This is a genomic window from Ruegeria profundi (assembly GCF_001507545.1).
Classification (GTDB): Bacteria; Pseudomonadota; Alphaproteobacteria; order Rhodobacterales; family Rhodobacteraceae; genus Ruegeria; species Ruegeria profundi.
In genome coordinates this window covers 53358-76168 of the sequence record NZ_LQBP01000002.1, presented here as the reverse complement: position 1 = coordinate 76168, position 22811 = coordinate 53358, and the positions used below count along the sequence as shown (strand labels likewise).

22 protein-coding genes, 1 pseudogene and 1 riboswitch are annotated in these 22811 nt (G+C 54.6%); of the genes and pseudogenes, 12 read left to right on the top strand and 11 right to left on the bottom strand.

Annotation, left to right across the window (positions count from 1 at the left end):
• Positions 1-36: 36 nt before the first annotated feature.
• The 5 genes from paaG to AVO44_RS03900 all read left to right on the top strand — a co-directional run bounded on the left by paaG (position 37) and on the right by AVO44_RS03900 (position 4064).
• Positions 37-822, top strand: coding sequence for a 2-(1,2-epoxy-1,2-dihydrophenyl)acetyl-CoA isomerase PaaG (gene paaG, locus AVO44_RS03920; RefSeq protein WP_068332896.1), 786 nt, complete (start codon positions 37-39; stop codon positions 820-822).
• A 2-nt stretch (positions 823-824) separates the two neighbouring features.
• Positions 825-1250 (top strand): hydroxyphenylacetyl-CoA thioesterase PaaI, encoded by a 426-nt coding sequence (gene paaI, locus AVO44_RS03915; protein ID WP_068332893.1) that lies wholly within the window; start codon positions 825-827, stop codon positions 1248-1250.
• A 23-nt stretch (positions 1251-1273) separates the two neighbouring features.
• On the top strand, positions 1274-2584 hold the full coding sequence (gene paaK / locus AVO44_RS03910) for a phenylacetate--CoA ligase PaaK (RefSeq protein ID WP_068332890.1): 1311 nt from the start codon (positions 1274-1276) through the stop codon (positions 2582-2584).
• A gap of 3 nt (positions 2585-2587) precedes the next feature.
• On the top strand, positions 2588-3184 hold the full coding sequence (locus AVO44_RS03905; RefSeq protein ID WP_068332888.1) for a TetR/AcrR family transcriptional regulator: 597 nt from the start codon (positions 2588-2590) through the stop codon (positions 3182-3184).
• Positions 3185-3443: 259 nt separating this feature from the next.
• The gene (locus AVO44_RS03900) at positions 3444-4064 is read left to right on the top strand and encodes an acyltransferase (protein WP_068332884.1); all 621 of its coding nucleotides are present in this window, start codon (positions 3444-3446) and stop codon (positions 4062-4064) included.
• A 119-nt stretch (positions 4065-4183) separates the two neighbouring features.
• On the opposite strand, the gene AVO44_RS03895 is transcribed toward AVO44_RS03900, so the two are convergent.
• The 4 genes from AVO44_RS03895 to AVO44_RS03880 all read right to left on the bottom strand — a co-directional run bounded on the left by AVO44_RS03895 (position 4184) and on the right by AVO44_RS03880 (position 8683).
• A complete protein-coding gene (locus tag AVO44_RS03895) occupies positions 4184-4876 on the bottom strand; it encodes a thiamine ABC transporter ATP-binding protein (RefSeq protein ID WP_068332881.1) in 693 nt (230 codons plus the stop codon).
• The gene (locus AVO44_RS03890; RefSeq protein WP_068332866.1) at positions 4863-6410 is read right to left on the bottom strand and encodes an ABC transporter permease family protein; all 1548 of its coding nucleotides are present in this window, start codon (positions 6408-6410) and stop codon (positions 4863-4865) included. The genes AVO44_RS03895 and AVO44_RS03890 overlap by 14 nt, the downstream gene beginning before the upstream one ends.
• Entirely contained in the window at positions 6386-7366 is a 981-nt protein-coding gene (gene thiB / locus AVO44_RS03885) for a thiamine ABC transporter substrate binding subunit (protein WP_068332863.1), read from the bottom strand. The genes AVO44_RS03890 and thiB overlap by 25 nt, the downstream gene beginning before the upstream one ends.
• Positions 7367-7398: 32 nt before the next feature.
• Positions 7399-7502: riboswitch (TPP riboswitch) on the bottom strand.
• Between the two features lie 131 nt (positions 7503-7633).
• On the bottom strand, positions 7634-8683 hold the full coding sequence (locus AVO44_RS03880; protein ID WP_068332860.1) for a GDP-mannose 4,6-dehydratase: 1050 nt from the start codon (positions 8681-8683) through the stop codon (positions 7634-7636).
• A gap of 302 nt (positions 8684-8985) precedes the next feature.
• Between AVO44_RS03880 and AVO44_RS03875 the strand changes: the two genes are divergently transcribed.
• From AVO44_RS03875 to AVO44_RS03845, 7 genes are read left to right on the top strand one after another with little or no spacing between them, the layout of a single operon-like run.
• Positions 8986-9270, top strand: a complete 285-nt coding sequence (locus AVO44_RS03875; protein WP_082677378.1) for an STAS domain-containing protein — start codon at positions 8986-8988, stop codon at positions 9268-9270.
• Positions 9270-9644: a response regulator gene (locus AVO44_RS03870; protein WP_068332853.1), complete on the top strand. Its 375-nt coding sequence runs from the start codon at positions 9270-9272 to the stop codon at positions 9642-9644. Before AVO44_RS03875 ends, AVO44_RS03870 begins: the two co-directional genes overlap by 1 nt.
• Before the next feature lies 1 nt (position 9645).
• Complete coding sequence (locus AVO44_RS03865; RefSeq protein WP_068332850.1) at positions 9646-11700, top strand: chemotaxis protein CheA; 2055 nt, start codon at positions 9646-9648, stop codon at positions 11698-11700.
• 19 nt (positions 11701-11719) lie between these two features.
• Positions 11720-12184 carry a chemotaxis protein CheW gene (locus tag AVO44_RS03860; RefSeq protein ID WP_068332848.1) on the top strand — a complete coding sequence of 155 codons (465 nt, stop codon included), beginning with the start codon at positions 11720-11722 and terminating at the stop codon, positions 12182-12184.
• Positions 12184-13038 (top strand): CheR family methyltransferase, encoded by an 855-nt coding sequence (locus AVO44_RS03855; protein WP_068332845.1) that lies wholly within the window; start codon positions 12184-12186, stop codon positions 13036-13038. Before AVO44_RS03860 ends, AVO44_RS03855 begins: the two co-directional genes overlap by 1 nt.
• Positions 13039-13082: 44 nt before the next feature.
• Positions 13083-13469 (top strand): response regulator, encoded by a 387-nt coding sequence (locus tag AVO44_RS03850; protein ID WP_068332842.1) that lies wholly within the window; start codon positions 13083-13085, stop codon positions 13467-13469.
• 50 nt (positions 13470-13519) lie between these two features.
• Positions 13520-13798, top strand: a complete 279-nt coding sequence (locus AVO44_RS03845) for a hypothetical protein (RefSeq protein ID WP_169794826.1) — start codon at positions 13520-13522, stop codon at positions 13796-13798.
• A gap of 444 nt (positions 13799-14242) precedes the next feature.
• Here AVO44_RS03845 and AVO44_RS20575 read toward each other — a convergent pair.
• The 7 genes and pseudogenes from AVO44_RS20575 to AVO44_RS03810 all read right to left on the bottom strand — a co-directional run.
• Positions 14243-14460 (bottom strand): annotated as a pseudogene (locus AVO44_RS20575) (transposase); the annotation flags it as partial.
• A 607-nt stretch (positions 14461-15067) separates the two neighbouring features.
• Positions 15068-17305 (bottom strand): methyl-accepting chemotaxis protein, encoded by a 2238-nt coding sequence (locus AVO44_RS03835; RefSeq protein ID WP_068332833.1) that lies wholly within the window; start codon positions 17303-17305, stop codon positions 15068-15070.
• A 133-nt stretch (positions 17306-17438) separates the two neighbouring features.
• Positions 17439-18758 carry an ABC1 kinase family protein gene (locus AVO44_RS03830; RefSeq protein ID WP_068332830.1) on the bottom strand — a complete coding sequence of 440 codons (1320 nt, stop codon included), beginning with the start codon at positions 18756-18758 and terminating at the stop codon, positions 17439-17441.
• 65 nt (positions 18759-18823) lie between these two features.
• On the bottom strand, positions 18824-19297 hold the full coding sequence (locus tag AVO44_RS03825; RefSeq protein ID WP_068332827.1) for a DUF427 domain-containing protein: 474 nt from the start codon (positions 19295-19297) through the stop codon (positions 18824-18826).
• Between the two features lie 182 nt (positions 19298-19479).
• Positions 19480-20532, bottom strand: a complete 1053-nt coding sequence (locus tag AVO44_RS03820) for a glycosyltransferase family 4 protein (protein WP_068332824.1) — start codon at positions 20530-20532, stop codon at positions 19480-19482.
• The gene (locus AVO44_RS03815) at positions 20529-22061 is read right to left on the bottom strand and encodes an ABC transporter permease (protein ID WP_068332820.1); all 1533 of its coding nucleotides are present in this window, start codon (positions 22059-22061) and stop codon (positions 20529-20531) included. The genes AVO44_RS03820 and AVO44_RS03815 overlap by 4 nt, the downstream gene beginning before the upstream one ends.
• Complete coding sequence (locus AVO44_RS03810) at positions 22062-22808, bottom strand: ABC transporter ATP-binding protein (protein ID WP_068332818.1); 747 nt, start codon at positions 22806-22808, stop codon at positions 22062-22064.
• Positions 22809-22811 lie beyond the last annotated feature (3 nt).

Below are 22811 nucleotides of genomic sequence, written 5' to 3'. Positions count from 1 at the left end.
AATGATTAAATTATAACGACATCAGGTAGAACGGTTATGAGCGATACGATTCTTGTGGAAGATCACGGAAACTGGGTTGAAATCACCCTGAATCGTCCCGACAAGCTGAATTCCTTCAACGATGAGATGCACAAAGCGCTTCAGGATGCGCTGATATCCGCACGCGACAACGGTGCGCGCGCGATCTTGTTAACAGGCGCAGGGCGTGGCTTTTGCGCCGGGCAGGATCTTGGCGACCGTGACCCATCAAAAATGGACAGCCCTCCTGATCTGGGTAAGACCGTAAGGACCTATTATGCGCCATTGGTGCGTTTGATCCGCTCACTGAACTTCCCGGTCATTTGTGCCGTTAATGGGGTTGCCGCCGGTGCTGGAGCCAATCTGGCATTGGCCTGCGATATGGTGTTGGCCGGTGAGAGTGCCAAATTCATTCAGAGTTTCGCCAAGGTCGGCCTGATCCCTGACACTGGTGGCAGCTGGCACCTGCCTCGCCTGCTGGGTGAGGCACGAGCCAAAGGGCTGGCGTTAACGGCCAAACCCTTGCCCGCGAAGCAAGCGGAAGACTGGGGCTTGATCTGGAAAGCGCTGCCAGATGAGCAATTGCTGACCCAGGCCCGTACTTTGGCAAGTCAATTCGCCGAAGGTCCGACCCTTGGGTTGGGCAAGACCAAACAGTGCATTCAGGCTGCTGCGACCACCACCCTTTCGGATCATCTTGAAATCGAAGCTGACGCTATGAAAATCTGTGGGGAAAGCGCGGATTATGCCGAAGGCGTATCCAGCTTCCTTGAAAAACGCGCGCCACGGTTTCAGGGAAAATGACGATGACCCCGAAAGAACGCGCCGCCAAATCAGCCGCTGTGATGTGGGCCAATGACGAAGCCAGCAAGTGGTTCGGTATGGACCTTGTCGATGTCGACGAAGGTCGCGCCGTTCTGGCGCTGACTGTCGCGCCTCATCATTGCAACGGGCACGGTATCTGCCATGGCGGTGTCACGCACGCCCTCGCAGACAGCGCCTTTGCCTTTGCCTGCAACAGCCGAAACGTGGCGACCGTCGGACAACACACGATGATGAGTTATCTCGCACCCGCAAAACGAGGTGACCATCTGACTGCGACGGCCACCGAAACCGCCGTGGCGGGTCGCAGCGGGGTCTATGATGTGCGCATCACCAATCAGGACAACATCACTATCGCCGAATTCCGCGGAATGTCCCGTGCAATCGGCGGTCAGAATTTTGACGAATAGAACGACGCAGGAGGAGCAACGCAATGGATGACATGTCCCCGAACAAAGGCGAATTGGACCCGATAGAAATCGCCTCGATTGATGAAATCCGAGCGACTCAGCTTGAACGCCTGAAATGGTCGCTGCGGCACGCGTATGAAAACGTGTCGATGTACAAGCAGCGCTTTGACGAAGCTGGCGTGCATCCCGATGACCTCCAACAGCTCAGTGATCTGTCCAAGTTTCCGTTCACGTACAAAAACGATCTGCGCGACAACTACCCCTTTGGTCTGTTTGCAGTACCACGGAGTGAGTTGATCCGGCTGCATGCGTCATCAGGCACGACCGGTAAACCGACAGTGGTGGGCTATACCAAGGGCGACATCGACAATTGGGCAGATCTGGTCGCGCGTTCGCTGCGCGCGGCAGGGTTGCGAAAGGGCGATATGGTCCACAACGCCTATGGCTATGGCCTGTTTACTGGCGGCCTAGGCGCGCATTACGGGATCGAACGCCTGGGCGCGACCGTTGTACCGATGAGCGGGGGTCAAACCGAAAAGCAAGTCGGCTTGATATCGGACTTCCAACCCGATGGGATCATGGTGACCCCGTCCTACATGCTCAATATCCTTGAACAGTTTCACAAAGTGGGGCTCGATCCCAGAAAAAGCTCTCTCAAGGTCGGGATTTTTGGCGCTGAGCCTTGGACAGACGCCATGCGTGCTGAAGTCGAAGCTGCGTTCGATATGCATGCTGTCGACATCTATGGCCTTTCTGAAATCATGGGCCCCGGCGTCGCAAGCGAATGCGTCGAAACGAAGGATGGCCCTGTGATATGGGAGGATCACTTCCTTCCGGAGATCATCGACCCCGCCACTGGCGAAGTTCTACCGGACGGCCAAACGGGCGAGCTTGTGTTTACGACCTTGACCAAAGAAGGTTTGCCCATGATCCGCTACCGCACGCGCGATCTGACCTGCCTGCTGCCCGGCACCGCGCGTTCCATGCGACGGATGGCAAAAATAACCGGCCGTAGTGACGACATGATGATCTTGCGGGGTGTAAATGTTTTCCCGAGCCAGATCGAAGAGCAGGTCATGGCGACCGGCGGGCTGGCACCCTACTATCAGATCGAGCTTTACAAGTCCGGTCGCATGGATGCGATGCGGGTGTTTGTCGAAGCGTCGACAGACTCGACCGACGAGATGTCCAAAACGGCCGCAGCCCGAATGCTGACCAAGCGCATCAAGGACATGGTTGGCGTTTCAACGGAAATTGTTGTAGGTGATCCAGGCGACGTCGAACGCTCTCAGGGCAAGGCGAAGCGCGTCATTGACAACCGCGATAAGGATTGAACCGTGGCACGGACAATTGCCAAAGACCACGACCAGAAGCGGGAACAGATTCTCACTCGAGCTGCGAAAATCTTTGCAGACCAAGGGTTTGACCGCGCCTCCATGACGCTGCTGGCAAAAGAATGCGGGATCTCCAAGGCGAACATTTACCATTACTACGATAGTAAGGATGCCATCCTGTATGACATCCTTGAAACCTATCTTCGTGAGCTGCGCGACCGCATTTGCAATGTGGATTTTGACGGGCTGGGACCAGAAGAAAAACTGCGAAAAGCCGTACGCGAAATCCTCTTTGCGTACCAAGGCGCCGATGACGAACACCGGGTCCAAATCAGCGGTATGAATGCTTTGACGGACGAGCAGCAAAAGAAACTGCGCGAGTATCAGCTTGATATGGTCAACTTCATCCGCGAGATTCTGAGGGAGTTGGCACCTGAGACCCTGGGGGCGGACAAAATTAAGCTGCGTGGCGCCACGATGTCCGTCTTTGGGATGCTGAACTGGTACTATATGTGGAACACCGGCGCGGGAACCAAGGCGCGCGAAGACTATGCCAATCTGGTCTGCACGTTGACTGTCCACGGGATACAAAAGCTTTAAGCGGGAAGCCGTCTTCTGCCGCTACAAGTTATCAATTGCTTCAGTGAAAATGCTGCATCCGGGACAGTGGTTTTGAACAGCCGTATACGATGGGACCCGAGATTGGAAATGTACATTTTGTTAAGCCAAGATCATATCAGCTTTCGACAGCCGGTTTGCATCAGACAATTGCTGAGGTTCGCGGCCAGCGTAAGCGCAGCCGGTCGTAGCTTTTTTTCATGCCAAAACCGCGGCCATTGATCGATAAGGGGGTAAAGGAATGGGTGGTTTTTACGCTTTTGATGGTGTCGTCCCTGTCGTTGCGCCGTCGACGTTTGTGCATCCGGATGCCGTTGTCATCGGAGACGTGATCATAGCAGAGGGCTGCTATATCGGTCCGGCTGCCGTTCTTCGGGGTGACTTTGGGCGGATTGTCATTGGAGAAGGCGCCAATATTCAGGAAACCTGCGTGTTGCACAGTTTTCCAGGGCGAGATGTGGTCGTTGAACGGTTCGGCCATGTCGGGCACGGGGCCGTTCTGCACGGGTGCCATCTGGAAGAAAACGTTCTGATCGGAATGAACAGCGTCATCATGGACGAGGGGCGGATCGGACAGGAGTGCATTGTCGGCGCGCTCAGCTTTGTGAAAGCAAAATCCGTCTTTGAACCACGGCAGATGATCGCAGGCTCACCCGCGCGGGTCTTGCGACCTTTGACAGAGGCCGAAATCGACTGGAAGACCCGTGGGACTGGTGTTTATCAGGACCTTGCGCGCCGGGCAGCGGATGAGGTTGTTCCAGTTGATCCGTTGCGCAACGTCGAGCCGGACCGACGGCGTGTGCGCGTGCCGGAATTTGACCCATTGGTGTTGGACAGATTGGCGAGCCAGAAAACAGATTGAAGCGCTGTGCTATGTACGCGTGGGAATGCCAAAGCAGCCCACTTGGGCGATGCTACATCAGTCAGACCTAGGTTATGCTGACACCGCTCCCCTTTGGCGCAATAGAACACCCTTTGTCCCTACCCAAGATAGTCACGTAGGCTGGGTGGCGGATTGTCGAAAAGGTCCGATGTTGGCGCAGGCGGATGCGCGTGATTTTCGGCCACAAGAATTGTCTCTTGAGTGATACGGCGGGCGTCTTGCGGGTCATGGCTGACCATCAACAAAGTGGTTCCGGTCTCAGCCAGCAACCCGGCTACAAGATCGAGCATCTCAGCTTTCAGTGCAGGCCCCAAAGCCGCGAATGGTTCATCCAGCAGTAATAGCTGACGACGTTGCACAAGGACCCGGGCCAGTGCCACCCGGCTTTGTTGACCGCCGGACAGCTCCGCAGGTTTTCTTCCACCCAGTCCGCTTAAGGAAACACGATCCAAAGCGTTCTGAACCTCTGCTTGTTCCTCGGTTGAAAGACGCCCATTTGGACGCAGACCGAGTGCGATATTCTGTTCGACCGTCAGATGGGGAAAGAGATTTCCGTCCTGAAACAGCATCGCCACCGGACGTTTGCCGGGGGATAGGTTGGATATCAGTTCTCCGTCCCAAAAAATTTGCCCGCGCGTCAGATCGCGGAACCCTGCGATTGCCTCAATCAGCGTCGACTTGCCTGCCCCTGATGGGCCGACAATGGCCACGCTTGCACCCGTCTCAACACTGAAATCTGCCTGCAACGAAAAGCTTCCGTTTTGGACAACGCAGTTGTCAAGTTTCAGCATGATGCCGCCCTCCGCGATCCAAAAGCCAGAATGCACCCATCGACAGCAGTAAAAGCAACAACGCCGCTCCGGCGGCTGCTTGCATCTGGTACGCGCCCATCAGCCTGTAGATCTGCAACGGAAGCGTTGCGATCTGTGGATCGGCAAATAACGCAATCACACCAAGATCACCCATTGACAAAGCAGCCGACAGGCCAGCGGCAAACCGGATTTGCGGCCGCATGCGGGGAAGCAGAACAAGAGTGAAGAAGGTCTTTTTGTTCATGTCCAGCGAAAGGGCCAGTCGCCCGTGCCGCGTCACCACTTCCCGAGCGGCTGGCACCAGAATACGCAGGCCGAATGGCAGCGCCATAACCGCGTTTACCAGCGCCGTCACTGGCAGCGCCAGCGTGGACGGGTTCGCCACCGGGTGAATAAGGATGAAAAGACCTGTACCAATAACCAACGGCGAAGCCGCCAGCCCCAAAATCCCGCTAAGCTCGACTATTCCATAGCGTCCGGCAGCAACAGCGAAGGCCATCGGCAGCGCCAGCGTCAGAAACACGACCGTACTGACGCAGGCGACAAGCACCGAGGTCAGCGCGGCGCGAAGAACCTGGATCGGCATCTCAAACAGGCCAGCTAGACCTGAGATTAAAACGGCAGCCAGAGGCAGAAAAAGAAACGCAGCTGCCGCAAAGATCCAAAACGCATCGCGTACGGGGGCACCACCGTCCCAGCGACGGATGGCACGGTCCAGACCTGCGCCGAAACCGTCACGCTGCGAAAACCTTAACGCGGCCAAAGCGGCGGCAACCGTCAAGGCAAGTTGCAAGGCCGACAACAGTGCGGCACGGCCAAGGTCAAAATCATATGTAAAGGCTTGATAGATAGCGAGTTCAAGTGTCGTTGCCCGGGGTCCTCCGCCGAGGGTCAGCGCCACCGCAAAACTCGTCAGGCAGATCGCGAAGATCACGGCAAGAACACCGGGCAAAATGCGCCTCAGCATGGGAAGCTCGATCAGACGGAACATGGTGCCACCGTCGCAGCCCAGTTGCGCGGCCAAACGAAATCGTTCAGCAGGGATTTCTTGCCACGCCTGCAGGATCAGACGCGTGGCCAGCGGCAGATTGAAAAACACATGGGCCAGCACCACCCCGTGTAACCCATATATACGTAACGGAGGCAACCCAACCAGCCCCAAGACATCCGATATCCAGCCGGCACGCCCAAAGACCTGCAGCAGCCCAAGGATCGCCACGATGACCGGCAGGATGAACGGAGCACCCAGCAAGGTAATAAGAACCCGCCGCCCGCGAAACCGGCGTCGGGCAAGCGCCCGCGCAACCGGGATTGCAAGTGCCGCGCTGAACACCGCGGACAATACCGCCTGGACCGACGTAAACCGCAACGCGGACCAGTCAGCGGGGCCGAAACCGCCCGCCGTTTCTGCACGCAGGGCCACTGCGGCAAGGGTGCCAAGGATGAGCGCGGCAACAAGCCCGGCCGCGCCAACACCCGGCCATGTGCTTACTGGCTGAGCGCGCCCAACCATTCCGTAAGCGCCTCATCCCGCACAGAAGCCGCCTCATCAGCGCTGAAAAGCAGGGATTTTTCCGGAGTGATCAATGCGTCAAAGCCGTCTGGCAATCCCGTCGAGGGGATTACAGCCGGATACATCCAGTTCGTGGTTGGAATGATTTGCTGGAAAGTGTCTGAGACCATGAATCGCAGAAACTGGTCCGACAGTTCAGGTTGATCGGTTCCGGCCAGTTTCGCAGCAACCTCAACCTGCATGTAGTGGCCTTCGTCGAAGGCCGCCGCGGCCTTACTGTCATCCTCTTCTGCGATCAGGTGATAGGCGGGCGACGTGGTGTAGCTGAGGACCATGTCGGCTTCGCCGTCCAGAAACAGACCATAAGCCTCGGACCAGCCTTTGGTAACGGTCACGATATTGTCGGCAAGTCCGGCCCAGATTTCGGGTGCATCATCCCCGTAGGCCGCCTTGACCCACAACAGCAGCCCCAGACCCGGTGTCGATGAACGTGGATCTTGTATGATGATCTTGGCCTCACTATCGGCCAGATCGCGGAAACTGGCCGGTGCCGGCGCATCCGCATTATGTACAAACGCGAAATAGCCCCAATCGTAAGGTACGAACACGTCATCCGCCCATTCGATCGGCAAATCGTATTCGGCACGTACTGAACTGGGCGCAAACAACCCGGTTTCCTTCGCCGCTGCGATCAGGTTGGTGTCCAACCCAAGTACCACATCGGCGTCCGAGTTCGCACCCTCAAGCCGAACACGCGACAACAGCGCCGCGCCGTCTTCGACGCCGACAAGGTTCAGGTCGCAGTCGCATTGGGCTTCGAAAGCTTCTTCTACTTTCGGCCCCGGACCCCAATCCGAGACAAAACTGTCATAGGTATAAACGGTCAGCTGAGGTGTATCGGCCGCCATAGCCGAAGTTGCGCTCAGAATTCCCGCAGCAATCATCAGATGTTTCATATCATCCTCCATTGCGGCGAGAGGGCAAGGATGGATGAAACCGTAACCTTCCCTCCGCCGGTTCTAGCCGGTTCAGGTTCTACGGGTTCGTTAAAGACGTCTCAGCACGGCAGACCGCGCACCCCGAGGTAGGCTTGTAGTTAGGGCGAAACAGAGCAAAAGACAACCAGATTGGCGTGCTTACTTTAAATAAAGCTGGTGCAAAGGCGACCAGTCCCAAGTTTCGCCACCCGTTCGATCGAGGTTCAAGCGCTTGGCAAACGGCCCCTATCCGTTGGCCCGATCCGCGCCTGCTGCATTTGGGCGGTAATAGTCGCGATACCATTTCACGAATTCTGCAACGCCCTCCTCCACCGACGTTTTGGGCTGATACCCGGTCAAATCCCTGAGCAGCGATGCATCCGCCCAAGTCGCGGGCACATCACCGGGTTGCATCGGCAGCATATTTTTCTTTGCCTCAATGCCAGTGGCCGCTTCAATGGCCTTAATAAACGCAGTCAGATGGACGGAATCGTTGTTGCCGATATTCACCACCCGATAAGGGGCAACGGGCGACAGGCTGTCCCCTTCCGGTATCAGCCCATCCACGGGGCGCTTGGGGATCGCATCCATCAACAGTCGGATTGCCTCAATCAAATCTTCGACATAGGTAAAATCACGCTTCATATCGCCATGGTTGTACACGTCGATCGGACGGCCCGCGAGGATCGCCTTGGTGAACTTGAACAGCGCCATGTCCGGACGTCCCCAGGGGCCATAGACGGTAAAAAAACGGAACATGGTGACTGGCAGATCGAACAGATGCGCATAAGAATGCGCCATGCTCTCGGTCGATTTCTTGGTCGCGGCGTAAAACGACATCTGGTGATCCGCGCGCTGTGTTTCCTTGTAGGGCATCTCGGTATTGGCCCCAAAGGCCGAAGACGTGGAAGCCAGCAGCATATGTTTCGGAGGATAAGCACGCGCCGCTTCGAGAATTTCGAATGTTCCGATCAGGTTGCTTTCCAAATAAGAACGCGGATTTTCGATCGAATAGCGTACACCCGCCTGCGCCGCGAGGTGGATGACATAGTCAAACCCGTGATCCCTGAACAGATCCATCAGCAAACCGGGGGTTTCAACTTTGCCAATCACCGGAGTGAAGTTTTCACCATCAGGCTCACGGGACAGCATGTCATGGCGGGCCTCTTTCAGAGAAACATCATAATAGTCGTTCAGGTCATCCAGACCCACCACTCGGAAGCCATGCGCCAGCAGCAGCTTACTCAGGTGAAAGCCGATAAAACCGGCCGAACCGGTGATAAGAACACTCTGCATGCCACAGTTCCCACGATAGGCGAAAATCCGGCCCTATTTAGAGCCAGAACAACAGGATTTTCCACCATAGAGATTGCGATGGTCATCAAATTCGCCATCCTCTCGAATAGTTTGACGTTGCTTTGCCACAAAATTGCGCTGGTTCCGGAAAGGGACCAATTGGCAGCAAGAGATACCACGACGTCAGAGACGTGAGTTGCGCATTTCTTCGGACTTGAGAAAGCAAATGTTAATTCGTGGCCGCTAATCACCTTCGAAGTGCCTGTTGTCTCTGGCACGCATTCGGAAGCGAGCGGTCTAAGATGAGCAAACCTGTTAGAACTTATGAATTAACGCAGTCAGAAGCGTCCGGCGACACTGGGCCGATGGTCGAGTTTCTGCAAATCGGGGCGATCCAACCGGTCTCGATTGATTGCTCGGACCTGAGGCACATTCCGACCCGCTGCCTGCAAATCCTGCTTGCTGCTCGCCGCCATTGGGCGGAGGCCGAACAAAGCTTCATTCTTACAGGCGTCGGCGATGAATGCCGACATGCGCTGCGCACCCTTGGCGTAAGCGAAACGACATTTCAATTCGAGGGCATCTGATGAAAACCAAAGTACTTGCGATTGACGACTCCAGAACCATCCGTTCCTTGCTGAGCGAGACGCTTTCTGAGGCCGGTTTCGAGGTCATCACCGCTGAAGATGGTCAAGAAGGTGTAGAGACCTTTGCAAAAACAAAGCCGGATGTCGTGATCACGGACATAAACATGCCTCGAATGGACGGATACGGTGTGATCGAAACGTTGCGCGGCAAGAAAATCGCAACGCGGGTTCCGATTCTTGTGCTCACTACCGAAAGCTCGGCTGAGGTGAAAGCCCGTGTGAGGGGCGCAGGCGCAACAGGCTGGATTGGTAAACCCTTCGATGACGAATCTCTGATCTTTGCCATCAAACGTGTGGCAGGAATGGCGGGTTAACATGAGCAGTTCAATTCAAGACACGTTTTTTGAAGAATGCGAAGAACTCCTCGAAGCGATTGATGAGGGTCTTACAGCCATTGATGACGGAAATTGGGACGGAGAGACGGTGAACGCCGTTTTTCGCGCCGTTCATTCCATCAAGGGCGGGGCCGGCGCCTTTGGGCTCGATAAGCTGGTGGGGTTTGCCCACACGTTTGAAACCGTGTTCGACGGCCTGCGCTCGGAAAACCAGAAGCTCGATGGGAAACTGGCGCAACTGCTTTTACGGGCCAGCGATAATTTATCCGATCTGGTGGTCGAAGCGCGGGGCGGCAAGCCTGCAGATCCGGAAACACACGGTGCAGTGACAAACGAGCTGCAAGCTTACCTCGAAGCTGAAGGGCTTGGCGAAGAAGTTGACCTGTCGGATTTTCAACCGATGGTGCTGGACCTTGGTTTTACAGACGATCAGCCAAGCCAAGCCTCATTTTTAATCCGTTTCCGTCCGCATGCGACATTATACGACAGCGGTAATGAGCCGCTCTTTCTGTTCCAGGCATTGGCCGAATTGGGCGAGATCGACGTCACTTTGGACGAAAGCCGGCTGCCAAAGCTGGAATCATTTGACCATGAAGAAGCATATCTTTCATGGGAGATCAGACTCACAACAGACAAGTCCGAGGCCGTCGTCGATTCTGTTTTCGAGTTTGTCCACGGCCTGTGCGATCTGGAAATCTCAGAAGAAGTCGCCGGATCAAAAGAAGACCCGGGTTTAGATACTTCTGTTGATGCATCATCTGTCAAGGACAATTCCTCGGAACACACCAAACAGTCGTCGAACACTTCAACGCCCAACGCCAAGGCTTCTGCGAAACCGGACGCCAAGGCTGCCAATTCGACGCTCCGGGTGGATCTTGAACGGGTGGATCGGCTTATCAATACTGTCGGAGAGTTGATTATCAATCACTCGATGCTTGCGCAGCAAATTCACAACCTGGATGTAGACGACTTACGCGCGGTAGAAAACGAACTTGAAGCTTTCAAATCGCTGGCGCGGGAAATTCAGGAATGCGTTATGGCCATCCGTGCGCAACCTGTGAAACCCTTGTTTCAGCGCATGGCCAGAATTGTGCGCGAGGCTTCAGCGGCGACCGGTAAAGTAACGCGGCTAGTAACAGAAGGTGACGCCACCGAGGTGGACAAAACCGTAATCGAGCGTCTGACGGACCCGATGACCCACATCCTCCGCAATGCAGTGGATCATGGCATCGAAAAACCCGAGGCAAGGCTAGCCGCAGGTAAATCCGAGGATGGTGAAATTCGCCTGACGGCGTCGCACCGGTCCGGAAGCGTTTCCATAGAGATCAGAGACGATGGAGCGGGCTTAAACCGCGAGAAAATCCGGGAAATAGCCGTTGAGAAGAATCTTATTCCCAGAGACGCCGATCTTTCCGACAGCGAGATAGACAGCCTGTTATTTCTGCCGGGATTTTCTACTGCTTCAGAGGTTTCAAATTTATCCGGGCGCGGTGTTGGGATGGATGTTGTGCGAAACTCTGTCATGGCGCTTGGCGGTCGCATCACCATTTCGTCGACACCTGGTGCGGGCACGGTCTTTACCATCATTTTACCACTAACGATGGCGGTGATGGATGGGATGGTGGTGTCCGTTGCGGATCAAACGATGGTTGTTCCCATAACCTCGATCATCGAAACAATCCGAGCAACCGAGGGCGCAGTTCACTGTCTTGGTCCAAAAGAGAACATGCTTTCGGTCCGGGGCAGCTTTGTACCAATTTTCGATGTTGCCCAAGTGCTTGGCCTGCGCGCCGAAAGCCGCGATCCCCTGAACGCCGTCTTTTTGTTGGTGGAAACGCAAATGGGAGGCTGCGGTGCGTTGGCGGTCGATACAATCCATGACCAAAGGCAGGTGGTAATCAAGAGCCTGGACGGAGTTTGTGGCGAAACTGCCGGTGTGGCTGCGGCCACAATACTCGGAGACGGCAAGATCGCAATGATTTTGGACCCCGAAAGCATATTGGCAGAGGCTCCGGCTGCCAAGGCTCTGGCTTAATGTGAAAGGAGGATTTCACATGCAGGTACAACTAGAAGAACAACACAGCGCCGTTCAGGAATACGTTACGTTTTCTGTGGCAGATCAGGTCTTTTGTCTCAGGATCAATCAGATTCGCGAGATACGACGCTGGTCCCCGGTTACGATCTTGCCGCATGCCCCGCATTATGTGCTGGGGGTCATGAACCTACGCGGTGCTGTGATCCCGATCTACGATTTGGCGTCGCGCTTGGGTTTGGCGCGGTCCGACGCGAGTGAGCGTGATGTTGTCATCGTGGTCAACTTGGATGGCAACCTTTTGGGGCTGCTAGCCGAGGCTGTTTCGGAAATCATCTCGATCAATCCAGAAGAAATCCAAGACACGCCATCAGTCGATAGTCGAGACACGATGGAATTCATTCAGGGCATCATCTCGAAGAATGATCAAATGATCCGTATCGTTAACCTGAACGCGGTCGGATTTCCAGACAAGGACGAGGTTTGATGCGATCTGTATCAACAGCTGCGTCGAACGCGACCGAGGAAGTTCAGCTTGGTGATCGAGAGTTCGCAAAGATTGCAGTCTACGCAAAAAAGCATTTCGGGCTCAGCCTGTCGGACAACAAGAAACCTTTGGTTCGTTCGCGGTTATCAAGACGGCTCCGGAGTCTGCAGATCGGGTCGTTTTCAGACTACCTTGATATTCTGGATGACGCGGGTTCGGCAGAAGAACGTACCGAGTTGCTGTGTTTGCTGACAACCAACGTCACGCAATTTTTCAGAGAAGCGCACCATTTCGAAACGCTCAGGGATGAGGTTCTTCCACCACTTTTGAATGCCGCACAGAACGGTAAACGTGTGAGAATTTGGTCCGCGGGGTGCTCTACAGGACCCGAACCCTATTCGATTGCCATCGTTCTGCACGCTCTATGCCCAAACGCACACAAGCTGGATATCAAGGTTTTGGGAACAGATATCGACCCGGTTGTTGTACGTCAGGCGATTGCCGCAGAGTATGGACCGAAAGACTTGGCCCAAATTCCCAAGATCTACGCCAACATTGTAACGGGTGGCGGCAGTCTTGCGCCGCGCCTGCCGGATGAAGTGACCAGCCTCGTTCGGTTCGGAACACTCAACCTTATCAAGCCGTTTCCGTTTTCTGGCAAATTCGATGCGATTTTCTGTCGAAATGTCGCCATTTACTTCGACAAAGAGACGCAACAAAACGTGTGGATGGCTTTCGCTAACGCTCTGACACCGGATGGATTTCTGTTCCTCGGACACTCTGAAAGGCTTTCAGGCCCGGCGCTTCAACGCTTCAGAGGAACCGGCATCACCACGTATCAACGAATTTCATGACCGGGGCGAGAACAGGTCTGAGTGAAAAAAGAAGGAATATCAAAATGAGCCTAAAATCGAGTCTGCGTGTGATGGTCGTTGATGACATGTCGACCAGCCGTGGCGTCATTACCCAGGCGCTGGATGAAATAGGGATTGCGAACTATTTTGTAGAAAACTCGGGGGAAACTGCGCTGCGGAAGCTTGTTGCTAACCCAGTACATTTGGTTTTGTCTGATTACAACATGCCGGGTATGGATGGCCTTGGTCTTTTGAAATCGTTGCGCACAACAAGGGTCACACAAAGAATTGGCTTTATACTTATTACAGGCAAGCCGACGCAAGAAATTCTGGATGCAGGACGCCGATTGGGAATGAACAACCTCGTTAAGAAACCTTTTACTGTATCGTCTTTAAAAACAAGTATCGAGCAGGTGGTGGGCCGGCTATGAGGGATGTTACGACGGAAGAGCGAAAAATCTTTGCGCGTTTTTCGCCGGAAATGAAACGGCTTCGCGAACAGGCTTTGAACCTAGAAGAGATGATCCTGGAAGGTTTTTCTTCTCAGCAGGCAGCATCATCAAAGCAAAAAACGAAAACGACGCTGCAAAGCTTGGACCTTATGGTTCAAACACTTGCCGCGCTGGAAGAAGTATTCGAGCGCCTTGCGGTACAGGCAGAACCAAACCTGCAAACCGCAATCCAAAAGATAAAACTGCAATCGTTGCGAGATCGGTTGGAGTATCCCGAAGAACAACACCTACAGGCAGAGAAGGGTTAAAAGCCGATCAAGTAACTGCCGTGCCAAGGACTGACTGATAAGTTCAAGGGGTTTCGATCTGACCTGACTGTCAGCCACATTCACTGCGGCGACTGTCAGGTCAAGTTTGCCTTAAAACTTAGTCCCTCCGAGATTGTTTGCCTGCGACCATTGCCTAAGACATTGTTTTACTGATTTTTTTACCCAAACCAGTGCGCATCCGGTTGAATTGGCTAGGTCGGTGGTTTGCAGCTGAAACACTGTCTCAAAGCTGTCCATTCTAGCTGTTTTTACATTTTTTTCTGAAACCCAGCTTTCTGCGGCATAGGTATGGACTTATCCACGTTTTTTCAGAACGGCGGTTTGGGATCACCACTTGAGTTTGCTTGCCTGCCTGTGGGATCTTCCCGACACCGCTTTGTGATCTTTCTGCGTTGCGTTAAACACGCCACTCTCCCAAGCATCTGCCAGCCGCTTCTTGCCCGCCTTCAGGAACTCTTTGGACCAACTGTAGTAGAGGCTTTGTGCAATACCTTCACGGCAGCAGAGTTTGGCATTGCTGTCCTCACCCTTCAGGCCATCCAGAACAATCCTGATCTTTTCGTCTGCGGAATCCTGTTTGCAAGTCGCACGGCAATGTCCTTTGCCACCTTCTCACCATGGCTCGGCTTGGTTCTGGTCATGCGCTTTCATGCCTACGCCTAGCGGTAGCCTCGCGCCTTTGTGTGGTGATCCTGTTTCTCATCCAAGGGACTGCTCCTTCAATCACGAACTCTTTCACCACAACCGTCCTCGGACACTGGCACCGAAACCCTGTCCTTTAAAACTAAAGCCCAAAAAAGTTACATAAATGCAGCCCATACTTCCCCTCTAAAAAACCGAGATCTTGAAAGATCGCACGCTGCGGAGATCAAGTGAAAAGGCAGACCGTTTGCGTAGCGCGAAAAGAAAGTACAGTCACTCGATCCAAACCGCTTGGTGTCTATTGAAGGTTCGTAGAGCAGTTCCTTTTCAAGGCAGACTCCAAACGGAACGTGTCTCACGGTCTTTTCTTGGGTCTGAAAATTTGCCGGGTTGAGCCAGTAACGCCTACCCTGGGCTTTATTGACACGAGGAAACGGCCCAAAGCGCTTTTTTTGCGCCCTGGACCGCTCGGGTTTTTTGGTTGGGTCAAGTCCGCAAGGGGTCTGCCCTGCTGCGGCCAGTCACCAGTTTTACTCGCCTTCTTGCTCTGCTCGGCATTCCAAATGGCCGGCTCGTGTACTCTTTAACCCTTACTGGCGTTCAGGGTCAGAACTCTTGCCAAATCCGTGTTGAGGACGCATCCCCTACCGCCATCGCCATAGGTTGATGCTTTGGCACCTCATCTGACCAGTCTCTGCCATGCGTCGCAGAACCGGACAGCTCGGCGTGCGTATCCGTGCCACGGTGGACATCAATGGTGAAGTGCTTGACCATCTCCGTAAGCCGCTCTGCATCACCTTTGAGCATATGCCCGGCGGCAGTGGCTTCTTCGACCATGGCCGCGTTCTTTTGCGTGACCTGATCAAGTTGGTTGACGCCCAAATTGATCTCACCCAATCCAACGGACTGCTCGGCTGCGCCTTCGGCAATGTCAGAGACCAATTTCGAGATATGAGTAACACGCTCCATGATGCTGTTGAGCGCCTCTCCGGTTTTGCCAACCAAAACAACACCTCGCTGGACGTTTTGCGCACTTTCTCCGATCAAAGACTTAATCTCTCTCGCCGCCTCTGACGATCGTTGTGCCAATGCTCTTACCTCAGAGGCAACCACCGAAAACCCGCGGCCAGCTTCACCCGCACGCGCCGCTTCGACACCGGCGTTAAGTGCCAGCAGATTAGTTTGGAACGCGATGTCGTCAATCACCGAGATAATCTGGGAAATCGAACTTGAGCTCTGCTCGATCTCGTGCATGGCCTCGATTGCATTTTGCACAACCTCGCCACTTTCTTCGGCTTCGCTCTTTGCAACAACCATAGAGCTTTCTACGTTGCGGGCACCTTCAGCAGCAGATTTGACCGAGGCGGTTAGTTCATCAAGCGCGGCTGCCGTCTGCTCCAACGTTGCCGCCTGACTTTCGGTGCGCTGCGATAGCTCGTCAGAGGCTTGGCTGATCTCAACAGAGCCATCGCGGATTGACCCAGCGGCGTCAACAACCTCACCAATTGTGTGTTTAAGTGTGGTAACGGTCGCGTTGAAATCCTGACGCAGCTTTTCGTAACGCCCCGGCATTTCCTCGTGAATTTCCGCTTCCAACTGACCTGCCGCCAACTGTTGCAAACCCTGAGCCAGCGATTGCACAACATCTGCTTGTTCGCTCTGTTCGTTTTGTCTGGCGATTTCCAAGGCTTTTTTCTGTTTCAAGCCCTGTCGCAACGTTTCGACGGATACAGAGATATCGGCGATCTCATCGCGGCGTGATTGCAGATCAATGGGTTCGTCTACATTTCCTGCAGACAGATTTTCAACCATACCCCGAAGTTTTCCCAGCGGGCGGCTTACCAACGCCTGTACCGAAAAGAAAATAGTTGAAAGGGTCAGCACCAGCAGAAAGAACCCTGTGATCAATTGCTCAGCCACGATCCAGCGTACCGGGTTGACGAATACGTCACGCGGGATTTCCAAAACGACAACCCAAGTCTTGTTCATCCCATATGCCGTAAACGGCAGGAACAGACGTACAGCGCCACTTTCAAGTCCCGAATACACTTGCGTTTCACCCGTCTCCATCGCGGCGCGATACGCCGCCTGTCCCTCACCCTCAAAGGGTTTGGTCAACATGTTGGCATCGGGATGAGCCAGGAATTTACCACCCTGCCCAATAAGCATCACATTGCCGCCTTCGTACACCGAAAAGTCGTTTACCAGCTGCGTCAATTCACCCAAAAGAATGTCGACACCAGCAACGCCGATGATCTGGTCTTGGGCAAAAACCGGAACAGAAACGGATGTCAGCAAGCGCCCCGCCTCTGACAGATAGGGTTCGGTGATCGCGCTTTCACCGGTGTCAATCGGAAGACGGTACCATTCGCCGGTTTCATTTGGGCTCACAGTAAATGTTTCAAAAGTCAGCTCACCCGATTTGGATTTGGTCCAATAGGGCGTAAACACTCCGTCATCATTTCGGCCTTCAAGACCCAGAATAAACTGCTCTGTAGTGCCGTTGGGAATTCCGCTCATATAGGATGAAAACACCAGATCGTATCGCTCGGGCACGCCTTCCATCAGGTTAATGACCTCATCCGTGGTGGCGTTTCCGTCATCTACCAACCCCGAAATCGCACCCCCCAGCGTAGCGGCGGCTGAACTTGCCTCGATCAACTCTGTCGAGAGCTTCAGAGCAAGCTCGTTGGCATATCCAGTGGCGCGATCCAACACCTCCTTTTCTACTTCTTTGGATTTCTCAAATGCTGCATATGCCGTGAAGCACAGCATCAGTACGGTAATCGCGATGGTAGTGGCCGCAAGAAGCTTTGCCGAAATCGTCCCAAACCTAACGCCCATTTTCTAATCTCGATCCTGTTTGTCTGTTCCTCCCGCCACATCCCATGAATAGTTTAAGGAATAATTGAACGCGCACCTGGGAAGGTTGGTGCTGCTGCCACAACTCCAACCCCAAGTACGGGCAGCGGCTGTCTTAGTTCGCAAATTTGGTCAGCAAGGATCGCAACGGCAGTTTCGCCTTCAATCGGGTTGCAAGCAGGAACATTCCGCCAAATTTTCTTTGCAGGTAGAGTATTTCCATCGGAATCTGCGGTGGAACATACCCAGCCTCGGCCAGAGCGACACCTTCCCTGTGCAACTGTTCAGCCAAAGATCGATCCGCAAAATCAAATTCTTCTCTAGAGACGATCGCGCCAAAAACCGATCGGATCATCCCGAGTATTTGAGTGTCAAATGCGCTGTCGCCCTCAATTATCTTCATCTGAACCGCCGCGTCACGCAAACCCTCGCAGTCTTCCTTCAGGCCTGCGCGCAACAGGCGGCGATAGCCATCAATGCTTGACGAATCCAGGGTTCTTGTCGCGCCAAAATCCAAGAGTATGGTCTTGCCCGTCACGGGATTGTAGCGGAAATTGGCAAAATTCGGATCGCTTTGCGTCACGCCGAACTCGAAGACCTCTTTCAGAGTCAACTCTATCAGCGCTTGTGCAACATGGTTGCGTGCATCGCTTGGCATATCGCTCAGCGTTTCGATGGGCAGACCTTCGAGGAATGACATCGTGAGTATTTCGGGCGTGCTCCAATCGGCATAAAAACTTGGGATTTCAAATTGATCCGCGCCGTCCAGCAAATCCGTGAATTGCCTTAGGTGGGCGCCCTCTTTTTCATATTCCGTTTCTTCGTGCAGCTGGCTCCGGGCTTCTTCAACATAGGGGTTCAGGTCAAAGTTTCTTGGAACGAGGCCGGACATTCTTACCAACGCCGCAACATTGGCAACATCGCTATCAATACTTCGCGCGATGCCGGGATATTGCACTTTGATCGCGACATCCCGCCCATCTTTCAAAGTGGCCCGATGCACCTGGCCAATGCTTGCCGCAGCGATTGGCCTTACATTGAAACTCTGAAAGGATTGCAGCCAATCAGGTTTCCAGTTTCGATTCAGCACCTGCTGCAATTGCTTGGGTGGCATGAAATGCGCCTGGTCGCGCAGTCGTGCCATGATATCTGCCAACTCGGGCGGTAACACATCGCCGGCGTCCATTGACATGAGCTGCCCAACTTTCAGCGCGGCCCCGCGCATGCGGGCAAGCTGATCTGCAACCCGCCGAATGTTATCCGGAGTCATCAACAAACTGCGCATATCCGGCCGCGACCCGCGTCGTACCTGGCCCAAAGCCTGCGCGGCCACGTTTCCAGCTATGCCCGCGGTCATACCACCCAGCCCTGCAATTCGAACCAATCGGCCTGTTGGTACCGCCACCGGGCCGGAAAGGGGTTTGCGCCCAGTCATTCAGTTTGTGCCCACAGAGTTTGGTATTATTCCAGTGTGGGCGATGCCCGAGAATTCACAAAACATCACCAGAACTCCGTTCCGGGCGCACCCTTGATACGCCCGCGCAGGTTATCTGTAACCCAGCCCCCGTAAAAATCGCCGGGTTGAGGGCGAACACGATGGGCACCAACAAAACAGGCGTCCATCAAGCCTGCGTAAAAGGCGTAGTAGCCTGCGATTTTTGCGAATGCAGCGGTGGGTTCCGAATAGCTCCACGCAGATTTTGGCGCTTTTGTTTTTTCAGATTCTACGTCCCAATACCGCGCAACACCCTTCCATTCGCAAAATGTTCGTCCAGAAACCGGAACAAGACATGCCTTTATGTCGTCAGGCGGCAGGTAATATGTCGGAGCATGATGAGTTTCGAGCACCCGAAACGCCCGATCCGTTTCAGCAATCGTATCGCCGCCAAACTCAATACGCACGGTGTGCGGCACAGCCTCAAGAACCGGGGGCCGCGGATAGGATTGCACGTTCTCGATTTCAAGCGATGTCATACAGTACCCGCTGCTGTCTAAGATTAACCTTGTTGCTGCCCATGAACTAAAACAGAAGCCGGCGTTTTCTAGCACTGAACTGGCTACGCATCCCATATGGCGGGGATTGGGCAGGAAAACACACACCGTCAAACGCGCCGGCTGAGCTTGATTCGAGCCGAATTCCGCCCGCTACAAACCTTCTAAAGATGGCCCGGAGGTTGCAATGATCTGATCAGCCACGCAAAATTGGCCGCAGTATCGTACCATGTTGGCAAGGAACTGGATTTTTCCAACGACAAGTCGGCCTGCCTTTTTCGCGCGCCTGCATCTTCCAATAAGAAACGCAATTTAGCACCAAAGGCATCCGGATCATCGGGTGGCACCAAAATACCAGCGTTTCCAACCGTTTCCGGGACCGCGCCCACATTGCAGGACAGGATTGGCAACCCGAACAGCATGGCCTCACTTAAAACCATGCCGTATCCTTCATAGCGTGTGGCAAGCGCAAAGACACTTGCCGCGTTGAACAACCGGTTCAGGCTATCTTGGTCCAATTCTCCCGCAAATCTCACCCGCGTGTCTAGATCCAACACACGTGCCTGTTCATACAGGTCATTGGCGGTGGGCTTGTCATGTTCTTTCCCGACAATCACAGCTTGCCACGGAACGTCCCTTATTCCCGCCAAAGCCTCCAGCAATATGTCATGCCCTTTTCGGCGCGCCAGAAGACCAACGGATAAAACCAATGGCGGCTGAACTGGCTGCCTGTTCACCTTCGGTCGATCAAAACCCGGTGCGGCGATCGCAATCAGATCCGGTTTGGCGTCGAAACTCTGAACAAGGACCCGAGCCGTCTCGGGGCTTGGAACCACAACACGAGACGCATGCCGAAGCGCCGCCGCCTCATTGAGCATCAAAAATGCAGCCCGCTCAGCCGTTAACCCGGTTTCCAGCCCCAAGGGGTGGTGGATCATTGCTATGATCGGTGCCTTGACCTGCGCGAGCCCGTCAGGGTCGATTGATCCAAACACCAAGCCATCCAGAATAATCGGGCGTGTCTCGGGTACGGCGCAAAGGGCTTTGATCGTGGCAGCCATATCTTGCCGCGTTGGTTCAGGAAAGCTGTCGGGCAGTTCCAGATGCTGGGTTTCGCAGCCGATTTCGTTCAACAGGCGCAGTACCGTGGCCTCGTAGATAAATCCCCCGGTGCGCCGGTCCTTGTCGCCGGGAATTGCGAAGACCGCCTCAGTCATGCCAATTGCTCATTTGCATATATCCCCAGGACCTTTTTCTCGCACCACGCGACAAACGCATAAGACACAACCGCCACAAGGCAAAGCACGACGACGCACGACCACAGCATATTGTAGTCTGACGTGCTGGAGGTCAGCGCCATCAGGACACCAATACCCCGACCGGTCGCCAACCATTCAGCCGTTGTTACAGCCAACAAAGCCGCCGGCACGGCCATGCGGGCGGACGCAAACAAAGCTGGCAACATGGCTGGTATCTGTGCAGAGCGCAGCAATTGAAATCGGCTTGCGCCATAGCTTTCGAAAAGGTCCACGATTTGCGCAGGGGTCTGACGCAGCCCTTGAAGGCATGCGACAAGAGTTGGGAAGAAAATCATGACGGCCACGATCGCCACCGTTCCGGTAAAACCGCGTCCAAAGGCAAGAACCAAAAGCGGAGCGGTGGTTATGATTGGAACAGCGCGTAGAGCAATCGCGATAGGCATAGTGGCCCGTGCGACTGGCGGCCAAAGCATGAGCAAGATTGCAAGCCCCGCCCCAAGGCCCAGACCAGCCAAATACCCCGGAACAGCATAGGCCAAAGTCGCCCCAAGCGCCGCCAGCAACGTATTCAGATGTGCTGGTTCGGACAGAAATCTAAAGATGTCGCCGGGCCGTTTTGCAAAAAAGGGGTTCAGACCAAATGCGTCCATCGCGCCTTGCCATAAAACGAAAACCAGACCTACGACGGATACGAAACCAATCAGCTGGATCGTAATGGACCGCCCAAGATCCAAACGCTTTGGTGAGAACAATATCACCGGTGCGTGCGGCGTGAATTTTCGCCTCAGCGCTCCGAGGCATCCATATCCAAGCATTGCAATCCCCGCCGAAACGCAAGCCAAGGACCATGTTGCATCGGTTTGCAGCCCCCGCATGGCGCGAAGGGTAAGAACACCCAGACCACGCTCTGCGCCGGTGAACTCTCCGATCATGGCGCCCAGAAAGGCGGCTGGGGCTGCGATCTGTAACCCGACAAACAGATAAGGCACACTGGCCCTGAGGCGCACCGTGAACAACGTCGCGACACGACCCCGGCCATAGACGCCCATCAAGTCCGTCCAATTCTGCGAAACAGCCTTTAGGCCGACCAAAAATGCCAGAAACGTCGTGTAGTACACCGCCAAAGCAGCCAGCGTGATCTGCGGTCCCGGCCCCGGTCCGAACAACACGCGCAGAATAGGACCACTTGCGATCAGGGGTATGCAGAACACGAGCAGGGCAAGCGTTGAAATGGTCCATTCGGACCGGGGCAGCAAGGTAACGATAACCGCCAGCATCATGGCCGCCAGGTTGCCCCAAAGAAAACCTAGCACCGCGTTGGTGGTTGTTTCGGTGGCTGCCCTCACAATCAAGCCTGAGTTGTTGGTCAGGTATTCGGCAATGGCGACCGGCCCGCTGATAATCATACTGCCCGTTTGAGCGCGCGCCAAAAACTCCCAAACCAAGGCGAACACAACCGCAGTTACGATGAAACGACCAACGGCCATTCAGGCGGCCTCTTCCAACGCAGTCAAAACGCGCATCGCAAGGTCCCGAAAAGCCGGTGCATTTGTTTCTGGCAAGGCGCGATTGTGGTGCAGGTCAACGGGAATGTCCGCCAAAACGCGCGCCGGCCGCGGGCACAGCACGATGACGCGGTCGGACAGCAGCACAGCCTCCTCCACCGAGTGTGTCACAAGCAGCGTGGTCGTCTTGCGTTCACGCCACAACGGGGGAAGATCACGGTTTAGCCGCCGACGGGTGATTGCATCGACGGCGCCGAAAGGTTCATCCAGCAACAAGACATCGGGTGCCGAAATCAGGCTGCGTGCAATTGCAGCGCGCTGACGCATACCGCCAGATAATTCGGCAGGCCGATGATCAGAAAATCCGACAAGGCCGACAAGGTCGATCAATTCATCAACTCGGTCCACGGGCTTGCGCGCCAATTCGGCACCAAGCGCGATATTGGAGCGCACACTGCGCCACGGCAACAAAGAGGGATCCTGAAACGCCATCGACAGCCCCCCGCGGCGGGCGACCTGCCGGGGTGTCTCTTGCCCTATTCGGATACTTCCCGTGTCGGGCGTTTCCAGACCTGCGATCATGCGTAGGATGGTTGATTTTCCACACCCGGACGGACCAACCAATGCTGTTGTCTGCCCGGATTTGAATACAATCGAAAGCTGCGACACTGTTTCGACAGCGCCAAAGCTTTTCTGGATGTTGTCACAGTGGATATCGGCCCTGGTCACAAG

Coding starts and splice junctions, on each gene's coding strand:
- paaG (WP_068332896.1), top strand. CDS start 37: ATGAGCGATACGATTCTTGTGGAAGATCACGGAAACTGGGTTGAAATC.
- paaI (WP_068332893.1), top strand. CDS start 825: ATGACCCCGAAAGAACGCGCCGCCAAATCAGCCGCTGTGATGTGGGCC.
- paaK (WP_068332890.1), top strand. CDS start 1,274: ATGGATGACATGTCCCCGAACAAAGGCGAATTGGACCCGATAGAAATC.
- AVO44_RS03900 (WP_068332884.1), top strand. CDS start 3,444: ATGGGTGGTTTTTACGCTTTTGATGGTGTCGTCCCTGTCGTTGCGCCG.
- AVO44_RS03895 (WP_068332881.1), bottom strand. CDS start 4,876: ATGCTGAAACTTGACAACTGCGTTGTCCAAAACGGAAGCTTTTCGTTG.
- AVO44_RS03890 (WP_068332866.1), bottom strand. CDS start 6,410: ATGGTTGGGCGCGCTCAGCCAGTAAGCACATGGCCGGGTGTTGGCGCG.
- thiB (WP_068332863.1), bottom strand. CDS start 7,366: ATGAAACATCTGATGATTGCTGCGGGAATTCTGAGCGCAACTTCGGCT.
- AVO44_RS03880 (WP_068332860.1), bottom strand. CDS start 8,683: ATGCAGAGTGTTCTTATCACCGGTTCGGCCGGTTTTATCGGCTTTCAC.
- AVO44_RS03875 (WP_082677378.1), top strand. CDS start 8,986: ATGAGCAAACCTGTTAGAACTTATGAATTAACGCAGTCAGAAGCGTCC.
- AVO44_RS03870 (WP_068332853.1), top strand. CDS start 9,270: ATGAAAACCAAAGTACTTGCGATTGACGACTCCAGAACCATCCGTTCC.
- AVO44_RS03865 (WP_068332850.1), top strand. CDS start 9,646: ATGAGCAGTTCAATTCAAGACACGTTTTTTGAAGAATGCGAAGAACTC.
- AVO44_RS03860 (WP_068332848.1), top strand. CDS start 11,720: ATGCAGGTACAACTAGAAGAACAACACAGCGCCGTTCAGGAATACGTT.
- AVO44_RS03855 (WP_068332845.1), top strand. CDS start 12,184: ATGCGATCTGTATCAACAGCTGCGTCGAACGCGACCGAGGAAGTTCAG.
- AVO44_RS03850 (WP_068332842.1), top strand. CDS start 13,083: ATGAGCCTAAAATCGAGTCTGCGTGTGATGGTCGTTGATGACATGTCG.
- AVO44_RS03845 (WP_169794826.1), top strand. CDS start 13,520: ATGAAACGGCTTCGCGAACAGGCTTTGAACCTAGAAGAGATGATCCTG.
- AVO44_RS03835 (WP_068332833.1), bottom strand. CDS start 17,305: ATGGGCGTTAGGTTTGGGACGATTTCGGCAAAGCTTCTTGCGGCCACT.
- AVO44_RS03830 (WP_068332830.1), bottom strand. CDS start 18,758: ATGACTGGGCGCAAACCCCTTTCCGGCCCGGTGGCGGTACCAACAGGC.
- AVO44_RS03825 (WP_068332827.1), bottom strand. CDS start 19,297: ATGACATCGCTTGAAATCGAGAACGTGCAATCCTATCCGCGGCCCCCG.
- AVO44_RS03820 (WP_068332824.1), bottom strand. CDS start 20,532: ATGACTGAGGCGGTCTTCGCAATTCCCGGCGACAAGGACCGGCGCACC.
- AVO44_RS03815 (WP_068332820.1), bottom strand. CDS start 22,061: ATGGCCGTTGGTCGTTTCATCGTAACTGCGGTTGTGTTCGCCTTGGTT.